This window comes from Kitasatospora sp. NPDC051853 (genome assembly GCF_044452665.1).
Taxonomy (GTDB): Bacteria; Actinomycetota; Actinomycetes; order Streptomycetales; family Streptomycetaceae; genus Kitasatospora.
In genome coordinates, this window is sequence record NZ_JBITBY010000013.1 from 248942 (window position 1) to 264056 (window position 15115).

Genomic DNA, 15115 nt, shown 5'->3' on the forward strand with positions numbered 1-15115 from the left:
GCCCGTGGTCCGTGGTCCGTGGTCCGTGCTCTGTGGTTCGTTCGGTGACGTGGTCGTGGTCGTGGACGTGGTCGTGGTCGAGAGAGGGATGACGTGGCGTTGGCAGGAGCTGCCGGGCCGGCGATGAGCCGGGACGAGGTGGACCGCGAGCTGGGCCGGCTGGGCGCCGAGCGCGACGCGGTCGAAGCCGCGCTGCTCGCCCTCCAGGAGCACCAGGGCCGGCGGCTGCTGGAGGGTGCCGCCCTGAGCGGGCGGACCCAGGAGCGCTGGGCGCTGGCCGAGCCCGGGCTGGCGCTGCTCTGGGCGCTGTTCGACCGCTACGCCGAGGCGCTGGCCTCGGCCCGGGCGGTCCGGGCCCGGCGCAACCGCCCCGGCGGGGCGGAGCTCGCCGAGCTCACCGAGCTGCTGAGCGGCCCGGCCGTGACCGTCTCCGGCGGTCAACTGCCGGAGGCCGCCGGGCCGGTGCCGGTCCGCCTGGTGGAGCAGATCAGCCTGGCCGAGCTGCTGCGGCGGATGAACGCCTGGTACGCCACGGTCTACGAGGTGGTGGCCCCGGCGGACGCGGTCTGGACGGCACTGCCGGCCCGGATCGACCTGCTGCTGGCCGAGCTGGGCCGGGTCCGGATGCTCTCCGGCTCGGTCGGGGTGCGCAGCGGTGCACACCCGCTGGCCGACGACCTGGACGGTCTGGAGCGGGAGTTGACGGACCTTCGGGCCGAGGTGCGGTCCGACCCGCTGGCGTTCTGGCGGCCGGGGCGGGTGCCCTCGCAGCGCACCGGGGCGCTCTCGCCCGAGGCGGCGATGGCCGGGGTGCTGGCGGGGGCGGCGGACACCGAACGGTTCGACCGGGCCGGCCGGGCGCTGGACGGGCTCCGGCTGGAACTGGACGGGCTGCTGCGGCTGCGCGACGAGGCCCAGGACCGCCTCCAGCAGGTCGGCGACCTGCTGCGCCGGGCCGACGCCACGCTGGCCGAGGCCCGCCGGGCCCGGGGCGAGGTGCTGGCCAAGATCGCCGCCACCGAGGTCCCGCAGGTGCCCGGGCCGGCCTCGGCGCTGCGCGAACGGGTCACGCTGGCGGTCGAGTTGCAGCAGAGTGGGCAGTGGCACCGGCTGGCGCCGCTGCTGGACGCCCTGGAGGACGTGGCGGTCAAGGAGCTGGCCCGGGCCCGGCAGTCGCTCACCGAGGTGGCCCAGCCGCTGGCCGTGCGGGCCGAACTGCGCGGCCGCCTGGAGGCGTACAAGGCGATGGCCGCCCGGCTGGGGCTGGCCGAGGACCCGGTGGTGGTGGAGCGCTTCGAGAAGGCGCGCTGGCTGCTGTGGAGCGCGCCCTGCGACCTGCGCGCGGCGGCGGAGGCGGTGGTCCGCTTCCAGCAGGCGCTGCGGCCGACCGGGCCCGCGCCCGCCGATCCGGCGGCCGCCGGGCCGGCCGCCACCACCGAACAACCGCAGGACCGGATACCGGACGGACAGGGGGATGGCGTCGATGGGTGAGAACTGCGTCCGACCGGACTGCTCCGACGGGACGATCGACCAGGACGGCTACTGCGACAACTGCGGCCTGGCGCCGCTCGGTTCGACCACCACGGCGTCCACCGCGTCCTCTTCCGTCTCCTCCTCGGCCGGCACGCCCGTCCGCGGCCTGCCGGCCACCGGGGACCCCTGCGCCCACGGCTGCGGCGGGACCATCGACCCGGACGGCTACTGCGACGAGTGCGGCCTGGCCGCCGAGACCGGCCGGGTGGCCGCCGTCCCGTCGGCCCGGACCGAGCCGTACTCCGGCACCACCTCCTCCCGCTCCTCCCGGACCATGTCCGGCCGTTCCCGCTCGCACCGCTCCACCCGGACCGGCAGCGGCCGTTCGGTCTCGGTGCGCAGCGGCACCGGCAGCGGCTCCGCCGGGACGGCGCGGCGGGGCAACCTGGGCGCGGGCCTGGTGAACGTCCCCGTGGTGCCCAGCGCCGATCCGGCCTCGGCGGTGCTGACCGACCCCCAGGTGCCGGAGCGCAAGCGCTTCTGCAGCAACTGCGACGCCGAGGTCGGGCGGGAGAAGAACGGCCGGCCCGGCCGGGCCGACGGCTTCTGCACCAAGTGCGGCACCCCGTACTCCTTCACCCCCAAGCTCACCCGGGGCGACCTGGTGGGCGGCCAGTACGAGGTGATGGGCTGCCTGGCGCACGGCGGCCTGGGCTGGATCTACCTGGCGGCCGACCGCCGGGTGAACGACCGCTGGGTGGTGCTCAAGGGCCTGCTCGACACCGGGGACCAGGACGCCCTGGCGGTGGCCATCGCCGAGCGCCGCTTCCTGGCCGAGGTGGACCACCCGAACATCGTCCGCATCATCAACTTCGTCGAGCACCCCGACCTGCGCACCGGCTCCACCGACGGCTACATCGTGATGGAGTACGTCGGCGGCCTGTCGCTCAAGGACATCGCCAACGACCGCCGCACCCTGGAGGGACGGCGCGACCCGCTCCCGGTCGAGCAGGCCATCGCGTACGCGCTGGAGGCGCTGCCCGCGCTGGGCTACCTGCACGCGCGGGGGCTGGTGTACTGCGACTTCAAGATCGACAACGTGATCCAGAGCGAGGACTCGCTCAAGATCATCGACCTCGGCGCGGTCTGCCGGATCGGCGAGGACGGCCCGATCTACGGCACCCTCGGCTACCAGGCCCCGGAGATCGCCACCGACGGCCCCTCGGTCGCCTCGGACCTGTACACCGTGGCCCGCACCCTGGCCGTGCTGACCTTCGACTTCCAGGGCTACAACACCCGCTTCCGGTACGAGCTGCCCGGCCCCGAGCAGGTGGAGCTGTTCTCCCGGTACGAGTCGTACTACCGGCTGCTGGTGCGGGCCACCGACCCGGACCCGGCCCGCCGCTTCGGCTCCGCCGAGGAGATGGCCGGTCAGCTCACCGGCGTGCTGCGCGAACTGCTCAGCCTCCAGGACGGCCGCCCCCGGCCCGCGCTCTCCACCCTCTTCGGGCCGGAACTGCGGGTGGTGGACCGCGAGCTGACGCCCGCTCCGCCCGCCGCCGCGGCCGCCGCGCTGGCCCTGCCGGTACCGCTGGTGGACCCGTCCGACCCCGCCGCGGGCCTGCTGGCCACCCTCGGCGCGAGCGGCCCCGACGAGGCGCTCGCCGCCCTGGCCACCGCCCCGTCCCCGTCGGTGGAGCTGCGGCTGCGCGCCCTGCGCGCCCACCTCGAGAGGATCGCCGGGGACCCGCGGGCCCCCGAGCCCGTCCCCGTCGTCATGGTCCCCGGCGCACCGCCGGTGCTGATCCCCGCGCCCGGCTCGCGGGAGACCGCCGCAACGGTCGCCGCCGAGCACGAACTGCTCGCGCTGGAGCAGGACCACGGGGACGACTGGCGGGTGGTCTGGCACCGGGGCCTGTTCGAGCTGGTGGCCGGGCAGGCCGCGACCGCCGCCGAGTCCTTCGACGCGGTCTACGACGCCTTCCCGGGCGAGCCCGCGCCCAAGCTGGCCCTCGCGGTCTGCGCCGAGCTGCTCGGCAACGGCGAGGACGCCGCCGAGTTCTACCGCCTGGTCGGGACCACCGACCGCGGCTACGTCAGCGCCGCCTTCGGCCTGGCCCGGGTCCTGCTGGCCGCCGGTGACCGGGAGGGGGCGGTGCGGGCCCTGGAGAGCGTGCCGGACTCCTCGGCGCACTGGACCTCCGCCCGGGTCGCCACCCTGCGGGCCCGGCTGCGCGGCCGGCCCGCGACCGACCCGCTCGGCCCGGAACTGGCGCGCTGCTCCGAGCAGCTGACGGCGCTTCCGCTGGACGCCCGACACGCCGGGGAGCTCTCGGTGGAACTCCTGGAGGCCGCCCTCGGCTGGGTGCTGGCCGGCTCCCCCGGCGGCGCCGGCGGCGGGACCGGCTCGGGAACCGGTCCCGGGGCCGGTCACGGGGCCGGGACCGGCGCCGGTGACGAGGCCGGAAACGCGGCCGGCGACGGGCCCGCGAGCAAGGGTGCGGGAGCCGCCGCCGGCACCCTCGAGGTGCTCGGCCGACCCGCCGTTGAACGGGAACTGCGCTTCGCCCTGGAACACTCCTATCGAGTACTGGCACGGTTGACCGACCGCGCCGAGATCAGGATCGAGATGGTGGAGCGGGCCAACCGTGCCCGCCCCCGGACGTGGGTGTGAACCGATGCCGCAGCAGACCGTGTGCCCGAGCTGTGCCGAGCCGCTGGACCCCGAGGACGACTACTGCGGCGCCTGCGGCGTCGGCGTGACCGAGGCCACCGCCCCCGGCCCGGTCGGCTCCGGCCGGACCCCGGACGGACCGTCAGCGGCCGCGCCCTGCGTGCACTGCGGCGCGGCCGAGCTGACCGCCGACGGCTACTGCGAGGCCTGCGGCGGCGCGCAGCCGCGTCCGCGCGACCACCAGGAGCGGGAGGTGGAGGGCGTCGCCGGGGTGACCGACCGGGGGCTGCGGCACCACCGGAACGAGGACGCCTTCACGGTGGCGGCCACCCGGCTGCCCAGCGGCGAGCCCGTCGCGCTCGCGGTGGTCTGCGACGGGGTGTCCTCCTCGGCCCGGCCCGACGAGGCCTCCGAGACCGCCGTCCGGGCCGCCTCGGCGCACCTGCTCGCGGCACTGGAGCGCGGCCAGCGGCCCGACCAGGCGATGCGGGAGGCGATCGGCGAGGCCGCGAAGGCGGTGAGCGAGCTGGCGAAGGACGGTGTCCGCACTCCCGGCGGCAGCCTCAACGCCCCGGCCTGCACCTACGTCAGCGCGGTCTCGGCCGCGGGCCTGGTCACCATCGGCTGGGTGGGCGACACCCGGGCGTACTGGATCCCGGACGACCGCGAGTCGGCCGTCCCGTACCGGCTGACGGAGGACGACTCCTGGGCGGCCCGGGTGGTGGCGATCGGCCTGATGGACGAGGCCGAGGCGTACGCCGACCCGCGCGCGCACGCGATCACCGGCTGGCTCGGCGCCGACGCCGAGGACCTGGAGCCGCACACGGTGAGCTTCACCCCGCACGTCCCCGGCGTGCTGCTGGTCTGCAGCGACGGCCTGTGGAACTACGCCGAGGCGGCCGAGGCCCTGGCCGAGCGGGTCCGCCCGGACGCCCGGACCGAACCGCTCGCGGCCGCCCGGAGCCTGGTGGAGTTCGCGGTGGCCGCCGGCGGGCACGACAACATCACCGTCGCGGTGCTGCCGATCAGCCCGCCGCCGGAGTCCTCGCTCCAGACCGTCCCGCTCCAGGCCGGCGCCGCCACCGGGGCCGCCCCGCTCCACTCCGACCCGACCATCCAGCTCCACCGGCCCGCCGACCACACCCTCCAGCTCCAGCTGTCGGCCGACCCGGCCTGACGACCGGTCACCCCGGCCACGGCTCCGGCCGACGGCCGCGGGCCCCGACCACCAGCTCCACCGCTCCCCCGCGCCCGTGACCGTGCCCCACCACCGACCCAGCGATCCCCGCGATCACCCGATCCGCACGACAGGAGCAACGATGGCCGTTCTGTCCCGGTCCGAGCCGAGTTTCAGCGTCGACGTCTTCCAGAACGAGTACCTCGCCGAGGGCGCCCGCGAGGTGAACGCGATCGTCACCGTGACCACGACCGGCGGCGGCACCACCGGCGGGCGGCCGGTCTCCCGGGACGCGGACGGCGGGGCGGGCGGCGCGGCCGGCGCCCAGGCCGCCGTGGTGATCATGGTCGACTGCTCCGGCTCGATGGACTACCCGGCGGAGAAGCTGCGCAACGCCCGCGCCGCCACCGCCGTCGCGGTGGACACCATCCGGGACGGCGTCGCCTTCGCCGTGGTGGCGGGCACCCACGAGGCTACCGAGGTCTACCCGGGCGGCGGGAAGCTCGCGGTGGCGGGCGACGCCACCCGGGCCCAGGCCAAGGAGGCGCTGCGCAAGCTCTCGGCCAGCGGCGGCACCGCGATCGGCACCTGGCTGCTGAAGGCCCGTCAGCTCTTCGCCAGCCGCCCCGAGTCCACCATCCGGCACGGCATCCTGCTCACCGACGGGCGCAACGAGCACGAGAAGCCGGGCGGCCTGGACGCCGCCCTGGAGTCGGCCGCCGGGTACTTCACCGTGGACTGCCGCGGCGTCGGCACCGACTGGGAGGTGGCCGAGCTGCGCCGGATCTCCTCCGCCCTGCTGGGCACCGTGGACATCGTCGCCGAACCCTCCGGCCTGGCCGAGGACTTCCGGCAGATGATGGAGACCGCGATGGGCAAGCAGGTCGCCGACGTCTCCCTCCGGGTCTGGACGCCCGCCAACGCCGTGGTGCGCTACGTCAAGCAGGTCTCCCCCTCCCTGGAGGACCTGACGGACCACCGGACCGAGGCCGGACCGCGGGCCGGGGACTACCCGACCGGCTCCTGGGGCGACGAGAGCCGCGACTACCACGTCTGCGTGGAGGTCCCCTCCGCCGAGGTCGGCAACGAGATGCTGGCCGCCCGGATAAGCCTGGTGCTGCCCCGTCCGGACGGCAGCACCGAGGTGCTCTCCCAGGGCCTGGTGCGCGCGGTCTGGACCGACGACCTCGCCTCCACCACCCGGATCAGCCCGCAGGTCGCCCACTACACCGGCCAGGCCGAACTGGCCTCCTCGATCCAGGAGGGCCTGGAGGCGCACCGGGCCGGTGACCTGGACCGGGCCACCGCCAAGCTGGGGGCGGCGGTGCGGATCGCCCACCGGACCGGGAACGACTCCACCTACAAGCTCTTGCAGAAGGTGGTGGACGTGGTGGACCCGAAGGAAGGTACCGTTCGGTTCCGTAAGAACGTGAGCGAAGCCGACTCGATGACGCTGGAGACCCGGTCCACCAAGACCGTCCGGGTGAAGAAGTGACGGCCCGGGAGACCGGGCCGCTCGTGCTGGACTCTGCTGGAACGTGACGTCGCTGGAATGTGGGGGACCTGATGCCGATCTGCCCTAGGGGCCACGAGTCGCAGGCCGAGGACTGGTGCGACTTCTGCGGCTTCCCGATGACGCCGCCGCCCGGGCTGGCCGTGCCGGGCTCGGCCGCACCGTTCGCCAGCGGGCACACCCCCGCGCCGGGGACCGGGGCGCCGCCGCACCTCCCGCCGGTGTCGCCGGTCGCACCGGTGTCACCGGTGGCGCCCACGCCGCCGGTCGCTCCCCCCGCGCACTTCGGGCGCCAGGAGGACCCGTACGGGGCGGGCGCCCCCCAGCACACCCAGCCGGGCCACCCTGGTCAGCCGAGCCACCCCGGCCAGCCGGACCCGTACGCGGCCCGCCCCGCGCAGCCCCAGGGCCACCAGGCCCCGGGGCACCCGGCGCCGCACCAGCACCAGGCGCACCAGGCCGCCGCGCACCAGCCGCAGCCGCCGCACGCCGCGCCCTACCCGCCGCACCAGCAGCACCACCAGCAGCCGGACCCGTACGCCCAATCCCCGGGCGGTGCCGGGCAGTTCGCCCCTCACGCCACCCAGGCCCCGCACACCGCACACCCCGGGCACGCCGCCCAGGCGCCCGACCTCACCACGGACCTGGTCACCTGCCCGATCTGCCGCACGCCGCAGACCGGCCGGTACTGCGAGGAGTGCGGCTTCGACTACGCCCTCTCCAGCCCCGAGGCCCAGCACCCCGGCGCGGGCGCCGGCCGTCACCCCGGCTTCCCGCCGCCCGCCCCGGCCCCCGCTCCGGGGCCGTACCAGCCGCCCGTCCCGGCTCCGGCCCCGACGCCCGACCCGTACCGGCCTCCGGTGCCGCCGCCCGCGCCCGGCCCGGAGCCCTCGCCCTTCCCGCCGGTCGGTGCCCAGGGCACCCACGGCGCCGCGGCCGCACCGCTCGGGCACCCCGCTCCCGGTGCGCCCGGCGCCCCGGCCGGGCCCGGGCCGTTCGGTGCCGGTGACCCGTTCCGCAAGCACGAGGGGTTCGCGGAGCCGGCCGGCGCCGAGGCCCTGCAGACCTTCGACTCGGGCCCGACCTACGCCCAGCCCGGCACCGCGCCCGGTGACGAGTTCGGCACCTCGTTCCACCTCCAGCCGCCGGCCGCGCAGCAGCCCCCGGCCGTCCCCGCCCGGTCCACCTGGATCGCGGTGGTCAGCGCCGACCGGGACTACTTCACCGACATGATGGCCCGCAGCGGCCCGGAGGCGGCCGGGCTGTTCTTCCCGCCGTACTGCCCGGAGCGGCGGATACCGCTCACCGGGCGGGGGCAGCTGCGGATCGGCCGCCGCAGCCAGCACCGGGGCACCGTCCCGGAGATCGACCTCTCGGTGCCGCCGGAGGACCCGGGCGCCTCGCACCAGCACGCCCTGCTGGCCGAGCAGGCGGACGGCAGCTGGGTCCTGGTGGACCAGGACTCCACCAACGGCACCACGGTCAACGGCGGTGCCGAGCCGGTGCCCCCGCACACCGCCATCCCGCTCAACGACGGCGACCGCGTCCACATCGGCGCCTGGACCACGATCACCCTGCACCGCTCCTGACGGCACGTCCGCCGGGACCCGCACCACCACGCACCACCACGCACGGCCCCGCACCACCCTGCTCCGCACCGCCCCGGCGGCCGCACACCCGACGTTCCACGGTCCTAGGCCGATGGACCTGGTGTACGGCCGCCGGGGCGGTCTGCGACCATGGTCAAGTGACTGACGAGGTGACCTTCTTCGACCAGGTCGGCGGCGAGCCGACGTTCCGCCGGCTGGTGCACGTCTTCTACCAGGGCGTCGCGGAGGACGAGTTGCTTCGCCCGATGTACCCGGAGGAGGACCTCGGCCCGGCCGAGGAGCGGCTGGCCCTGTTCCTGATGCAGTACTGGGGCGGCCCCCGCACCTACAGCGAGGAGCGCGGCCACCCGCGCCTGCGGATGCGGCACGTCCCGTTCAAGGTGGACAGCGCCGCCCACGACGCCTGGCTGCGCCACATGCGCACGGCGGTCGACTCGCTGGAGCTCCCGGCCGACGCCGAGCGCCAGCTCTGGGACTACCTGACCTACGCCGCCGCCTCGATGGTCAACACCCCGGGCTGATCCCCGGGCCCCGGGCAACCGGCCCCGGAGCAACCGACCTCGGGGCAACCGACCTCAGCGCAGCGGGCTGAGGCCCAGGCCCGCCCCCGGTGCAGCGGCGGTGCGCAGCGCCACCGAGCCGGCCGGGGTGCTCAACCGCAGCCAGCTGCCGGAGCGGTGGACCGCGACCGGGGCCCCGGGGCTGAGGAAGCCGATCACGTAGGAGGCGTGGGCCGCCCGGAGCGGGAGCTCCGGGGTGGCGGTGAGCGGACGGGACCAGATCTCGTCGGCCAGGCCGTCGAGCACCGTACGGGTCCGGTGGTGCTCCGGGACCTCGGCGCTGCGCCGCTTGAACTCGCCGATCGCGCTGGTCAGTTCGGGCATCACCTCGACGGCGGCGGTCTCGGTGACCCGCTGCCAGCCGGTGCGCGGCGGCAGCAGCCCGGCCCAGGCGGGGCCGGTGACGGCGGCGGGCAGCGCGAGGGTGCCGGCCTGCTCGTCCACCCCGTCGAGCAACTGCCCGGCGGAGACGGTGCGGTCGAACTCGGGCGCCTCGTCCCCGAGCCGGGCGCTGCGCACCGCGAGCACCCCCGTGCCGCCCAGCGGCAGCCGCCCGAACACCGCCAGCACCACGCCCTGCCCGGCCCGCACCGCCTGGAGCCGCACGGAGGCGGCCCGGTCGTAGCGCAGCAGCCGGGCCAGGAAGGCGGTCAGGCCGACGGCCTCGCCCTGGTCGGCGAGCAGGAGACGGGCGGGGACGGTCAACGGATCAACTCACTCATCACGGGGCGGCGCGGGCGGGGGTGACGACGGCTCAGGCGGCCGCGGCCACGTCGGGCTCGGCGTCCGCGCCCTCGGTGAAGCGGCTCAGGAACTCGCGCTCGACCGGGCTGATCCGGCGCGGGCGACCCTCGGCCAGGTCGTAGGGGACCACCACGGTGGAGGCGCGGACGTAGACCGTCTCGGTGCCGTCCTCGGCGGTGTCCTTGATCTCGTAGGCCACGGTGAGCGAGGCCCCGCCGATCCTGGTCACCCAGGTCTCCACGGTGACCGGCTCGGGCCGGTGCACCAGCGGGCGCTTGTAGTCGATCTCGTGACGGGCCACCACCGAGCCGCCCGCGAACTCCCCGGCACCGGCGGCGGCGGCCTGGGTGAACATGAAGTCGATCCGGGCCTCCTCCAGGTAGCGCAGGAAGACCACGTTGTTCACGTGTCCGAAGGCGTCCATGTCGGACCACCGCAGGGGGCAGGCGTAGATGTGGCGTGCCACGGTCGATCTCTCCTCAGAATCCGGTCGCCCGTCGGCCGACGTGACCCGTCGGCAGCTTACGGGCGGCGGTCCGGCAGCCCGCCCGCGGGGGCGGGCTGCCGGACGGGGCGCACCGACCCGTCAGTCGCGGGTCAGCTTCTTGTAGGTGGCCCGGTGCGGGCGGGCGGCGTCGGCGCCGAGCCGCTCGATCTTGTTCTTCTCGTACGACTCGAAGTTGCCCTCGAACCAGAACCACTTGCTCTCGCCCTCGTAGGCGAGGATGTGGGTGGCCACTCGGTCCAGGAACCAGCGGTCGTGGGAGATGACCACGGCGCAGCCGGGGAACTCCAGCAGCGCGTTCTCCAGCGAGGAGAGGGTCTCGACGTCGAGGTCGTTGGTGGGCTCGTCGAGGAGCAGCAGGTTGCCGCCCTGCTTGAGGGTGAGCGCCAGGTTCAGGCGGTTGCGCTCACCACCGGAGAGCACCCCGGCCGGCTTCTGCTGGTCCGGGCCCTTGAAGCCGAACGCCGAGACGTAGGCGCGGGACGGCATCTCGACCTGGCCGACGTTGATCCAGTCCAGACCGTCGGAGACGACCTCCCAGAGGGTCTTCTTCGGGTCGATGTTGGCGCGCGACTGGTCGACGTAGCTGATCTTGACCGTCTCGCCGACCTTGACCGAACCGGAGTCCGGGGTCTCCAGGTCCTGGAGCATCTTGAACAGCGTGGTCTTGCCCGCGCCGTTCGGACCGATGATGCCGACGATGCCGTTGCGCGGCAGGGTGAAGCTGAGGTCGTCGATCAGGACCTTCTCGCCGAAGGCCTTGTTGAGGTTCTCCACCTCGATGACGACGCTGCCCAGGCGCGGGCCCGGCGGGATCTGGATCTCCTCGAAGTCCAGCTTCCGCATCTTGTCGGCCTCGGCCGCCATCTCCTCGTAACGGGCGAGGCGGGCCTTGGACTTGGCCTGGCGGCCCTTGGCGTTGGAGCGGACCCACTCCAACTCCTCCTTGAGCCGCTTGGCGCGCTTGGCGTCCTTCTGGCCCTCGACCTTGAGACGGGTCTGCTTGGTCTCGAGGTAGGTGGAGTAGTTGCCCTCGTACGGGTACGCGCGGCCGCGGTCGAGCTCGAGGATCCACTCGGCGACGTTGTCCAGGAAGTACCGGTCGTGGGTGACGGCGACGACGGTGCCGGCGTACTTCTCGAGGTGCTGCTCCAGCCAGTTCACCGACTCGGCGTCCAGGTGGTTGGTGGGCTCGTCGAGGAGCAGCAGGTCGGGCGCCTCGAGCAGCAGCTTGCAGAGCGCGACGCGGCGGCGCTCACCACCGGAGAGCTTGGTGACCGGCCAGTCGCCGGGCGGGCAGCCCAGGGCGTCCATGGCCTGCTCCAGCTGGGCGTCCAGGTCCCAGGCGTTGGCGTGGTCCAGGTCCTCCTGGAGCGTGCCCATCTCCGCGAGCAGCTCGTCGGAGTAGTCGGTCGCCATCAGCTCGGCGATCTCGTTGAAGCGGTCGAGCTTGCCCTTGATCTCCTTGACGCCGTCCTGGACGTTCTCCAGGACCGTCTTGGTCTCGTCGAGCGGGGGCTCCTGGAGGAGCATGCCGACGCTGAAGCCCGGCGACAGGAAGGCGTCACCGTTGGAGGGCTGCTCCAGCCCGGCCATCATCTTCAGCACCGTGGACTTACCGGCGCCGTTGGGGCCCACGACGCCGATCTTCGCCCCGGGGAGGAAGCTCAGCGTCACGTCGTCAAGGATGACCTTGTCGCCATGGGCCTTGCGCACCTTGCGCATGGTGTAGATGTATTCCGCCACGTGAGATCGCTCCGGCGTCGTCGTGTGAGATGGGGACCGCCCCGCAACTACGGGGAGCCGAACATTCGGCTTGCAGCGTTCCATTCTGCCGCAACGCGGCACCCGCCCCGAACCGCCCTTCCCCGGACCCGCCCGGGGCGCTGCGGCGAGCCCGCCCGGGACGGCACCGGCCCCGCCCCCTCGACGATGGAGGGAACGGGGCCGGTGCGGGGGCTCAGCCCTCAGCGGGCTGAGTCACCGTCAGGCTCAGGCGCGGCTGTGGCGGCCGCGACGGCGCAGGGCGTAGACCGCGGCGCCACCGGCGATCACCAGCGCACCGGCGATGCCCGCGAGCAGCGGGGTCTGGCCGCCGCCACCGGTGTTGGCCAGGACCGGACCGCTCGGGCTGGCCGAGGCGGTGGGGGTGGCCGGGGCGGACGGGGTGGTGCTGGTGCTGGCGGAGACCGACGGGGTCGGGCTCGGGGTCACGGCGGTGTCGGTCTTGCAGTTCAGCACGCCGGTGAACTGCTTCTCGAACTCGAAGTTCGTGCCCTTGACCTTGATGTCGTAGGCGGCGTCCTCGGCGACCTTGACCGGGATGTTCTTGCTGCCGCCCGCCGGGACGGTCAGGCTCTGGCCAGCCAGGGTGAAGTTGAAGTCCTGGTCGCCGTTGTTGGCGACGGTGACCACGACGGCACCCTGGATGCAGTCGACCTTGGCGGAGACGGCCGGGCTCGGGCCGGCGGGGGTCCAGGTGACCGAGACGTTGGCGGCGGCCTTGACCGGCTCCGAGCCGGCCAGGATCAGGGTCTGGCTGTGCAGGTTGTCCTTGCCGACGCCGACGAAGGCGCGGCCGACCGAGACCTCGGCGGAGGGGGTGGTGGCCTTGATGTCGGCGGTGCCGGGCTTGGTGCCCGCGGGGAGCTTGGCGTAGATCTTGTCACCGCTCTTGGCGGTCTTGATCTCCTTGCCCGCGTTGTCGGTGATGGTGAGACCGGCCTTGGCACCGGCCGCGTCCGCCTCCAGGTTCACGACCGAGCCGTTGCTGGTGACGGTGATCGGGCCGAGCAGGTCGTTGACCTTGCCGGAGACCGCGGTGGGGCTGAGGCTCAGGGTCGGCTTCGGCTCCTCGAGCTTGACCGCCTTCTGGCTCAGGTACTCGGTGAGCTTGGCGGCCTTCTCGTTGTTCATCGGGGTCGTGTTGAGCCCGTCCGAGAGGCGCCAGATCGCCGACTGGGTGGCGACGGCGGCGTCCTCCTTGGTCAGACCCGCGATGCCGGAGGTCTCGGAGAGCTTCTTCTCGTCGACCTGCGGGAAGGAGTTCTTGAGGATCCAGAGGATCTTCCCGGCCTGGGTCGGCTTGTCCGCCAGCGAGGTGGAGGCCCAGCCCGTCTCGGTGTAGTCGGCCTCGGGCTTGGTCGCGTTGCGCAGGTCGATGCAGTACGTCTGGAGGGTCTTGCCGTCCTCGGTCTTCAGCTCGAGGATCCCGCCCTGGAGCTGGTGGGTCTTGCCGCCCTCGTCGTACTTGACGCTCCCGCTGTACCGGACGCCCGGCTTCAGGACCGCCTTGGTGCCGGTACCGCCCGGCGTCTCCGCGGCAGCCGCGCCGGCGGCCGCCATCCCGCCACCGACCAGCATGCTCGTCGCGAGCATGACAGAACCTATGCGGGACAACGCCCGCCCCTGCTTGTGGAACATCTCGACCCCTCCGGGCTGGGCGTTGCCGATGGCAGCCCGCCTTGCAAAGCGACGCACCTTGTGACACCGCCGCACCTGTGTTGAACCAGACGCATCCTATTGACCGATCAGCGCCAGCAAACCTCCGTGCCGAACCAGGACGGTTCCGTATCTATATTGTTATCAAGCAGCTGATCGCAACGGTGTACTGACGAACCGCCAGATTCTCACGATCAATCAGAGCGGTTTCCGCTTCGGCACCCCCACGGCCGGGAAGTGCCCCGAGCCGGTCGCAGCCGGGCTCATCCGGCGACTACTCGATCACCTCCCGCATTTCCGTCACCACCCTGCTCCAACTCCCGCACACCAACAGCCTCTCCTTCCCCATCCACCCCACCCGCCCTGACTGCCACCGGGACACGGTCGGGCCCGACCGCCGGCACGCCCGTCACCCCGGCGGCCGCCACGGCCGCCACGGCCGCCCGCCGGGAGTCCACCGCCGCGACGATCCACCCCGGCACCGCCTGCTCGGCCGGGGCCGGCTCGCGGTCGCCCGGCGGCGCGGGCGACCCCGCCGAGGGATCGTCCCGACCCGAACGACCGCCCACCAGCTCGGGTTTGGCCTGCACCGCCCAGCGGAACGCCGTCGTGCCGCGCCCGAGGTCGTGCCCGACCACCCGGGCGTCGATCTCCACCACGCAGTGCCGCTTCTCCGGCTCGCCCCACTCCCGGACCCGGAGCCGGCCGCTCACCACGACCGGATCGCCCTTGCTCAGGGAGCTCACCACATTGGCCGCCAGCCAGCGCCAGGCCTTCACCGTGACCCAGCTGGTGTCCCCCTCCACCCAGTCGCCCTTCTCGCGGTCGTAGCGACGCTCGGTGGCCGCCATCCGGAAGTTGGCCACCGGCACGCCGCCGGCGGTCTGCGAGTAGTTCACGACCGTCGCGACATTGCCGATCATGGTCACCATCGACTCGTTCACCGGAACACCCTCCGTCCGTCGGGAATCACCCTGCGGAATCGTCCGCGGAACCGAGGGTGCCCCCTCCGCGGAAATGCACGGAGAAGTTCCGAAATCCTGTGGACAACTCGGACATGGGGATAACCGATGTCACTCTCCGGAGTGAATCAATCGCATTTCCGGCTGACCTGACGCCACCTTTTCGGGGCCATGACAACATCTCCGCCCCGAGGGCTCCGGCCGCCCGCCCGCCGACGCCCCCCGGCCCCGCCGCCGGTCGGCGCGCCGTCCCGGCATCCCCGCACGTCACCCGGTGCCCGTAAGGCCGAAAACCTCCCCCACCCGGCCACCGGACCTGGGCATTCTCCGCACCGAATCCATAACAGGTGGGGAGACAGCCCCGTAACGACTGCACAACGTCCGCCGTCAGAAGCCGTCAGAGCGCTGCGCACCCGGCCGCCACCTGCGATTATCGGACCGCTCAACCGGCTCGAC

At 73.7% G+C, this 15115-nt stretch carries 11 protein-coding genes; 6 read left to right on the top strand and 5 right to left on the bottom strand.

The window, feature by feature from the left end:
* Nucleotides 1-123: 123 nt before the first annotated feature.
* The 6 genes from ACIA8O_RS32700 to ACIA8O_RS32725 all read left to right on the top strand — a co-directional run bounded on the left by ACIA8O_RS32700 (nt 124) and on the right by ACIA8O_RS32725 (nt 8968).
* A complete protein-coding gene (locus ACIA8O_RS32700) occupies nt 124-1491 on the top strand; it encodes a hypothetical protein (RefSeq protein WP_396297628.1) in 1368 nt (455 codons plus the stop codon).
* Nucleotides 1484-4147, top strand: a complete 2664-nt coding sequence (locus ACIA8O_RS32705; RefSeq protein WP_396297629.1) for a tetratricopeptide repeat protein — start codon at nt 1484-1486, stop codon at nt 4145-4147. The genes ACIA8O_RS32700 and ACIA8O_RS32705 overlap by 8 nt, the downstream gene beginning before the upstream one ends.
* A gap of 4 nt (nt 4148-4151) precedes the next feature.
* Nucleotides 4152-5324 carry a PP2C family protein-serine/threonine phosphatase gene (locus ACIA8O_RS32710; protein ID WP_396297630.1) on the top strand — a complete coding sequence of 391 codons (1173 nt, stop codon included), beginning with the start codon at nt 4152-4154 and terminating at the stop codon, nt 5322-5324.
* A gap of 142 nt (nt 5325-5466) precedes the next feature.
* A complete protein-coding gene (locus tag ACIA8O_RS32715) occupies nt 5467-6819 on the top strand; it encodes a VWA domain-containing protein (protein WP_396297631.1) in 1353 nt (450 codons plus the stop codon).
* A 71-nt stretch (nt 6820-6890) separates the two neighbouring features.
* On the top strand, nt 6891-8426 hold the full coding sequence (locus tag ACIA8O_RS32720; RefSeq protein WP_396297632.1) for an FHA domain-containing protein: 1536 nt from the start codon (nt 6891-6893) through the stop codon (nt 8424-8426).
* A 158-nt stretch (nt 8427-8584) separates the two neighbouring features.
* A complete protein-coding gene (locus ACIA8O_RS32725) occupies nt 8585-8968 on the top strand; it encodes a globin (RefSeq protein WP_396297633.1) in 384 nt (127 codons plus the stop codon).
* A 54-nt stretch (nt 8969-9022) separates the two neighbouring features.
* Here ACIA8O_RS32725 and ACIA8O_RS32730 read toward each other — a convergent pair whose 3' ends face one another.
* From ACIA8O_RS32730 to ACIA8O_RS32750, 5 genes are all read right to left on the bottom strand, one after another.
* Nucleotides 9023-9712 carry a hypothetical protein gene (locus ACIA8O_RS32730; protein WP_396297634.1) on the bottom strand — a complete coding sequence of 230 codons (690 nt, stop codon included), beginning with the start codon at nt 9710-9712 and terminating at the stop codon, nt 9023-9025.
* A 49-nt stretch (nt 9713-9761) separates the two neighbouring features.
* The gene (locus tag ACIA8O_RS32735) at nt 9762-10217 is read right to left on the bottom strand and encodes an acyl-CoA thioesterase (protein WP_396297635.1); all 456 of its coding nucleotides are present in this window, start codon (nt 10215-10217) and stop codon (nt 9762-9764) included.
* 120 nt (nt 10218-10337) lie between these two features.
* Nucleotides 10338-12002, bottom strand: a complete 1665-nt coding sequence (gene ettA / locus ACIA8O_RS32740; protein WP_396297636.1) for an energy-dependent translational throttle protein EttA — start codon at nt 12000-12002, stop codon at nt 10338-10340.
* A gap of 246 nt (nt 12003-12248) precedes the next feature.
* Nucleotides 12249-13634: a Cys-Gln thioester bond-forming surface protein gene (locus ACIA8O_RS32745; protein WP_396297637.1), complete on the bottom strand. Its 1386-nt coding sequence runs from the start codon at nt 13632-13634 to the stop codon at nt 12249-12251.
* A gap of 326 nt (nt 13635-13960) precedes the next feature.
* A complete protein-coding gene (locus ACIA8O_RS32750; protein ID WP_396297638.1) occupies nt 13961-14641 on the bottom strand; it encodes a single-stranded DNA-binding protein in 681 nt (226 codons plus the stop codon).
* Nucleotides 14642-15115: the final 474 nt, after the last annotated feature.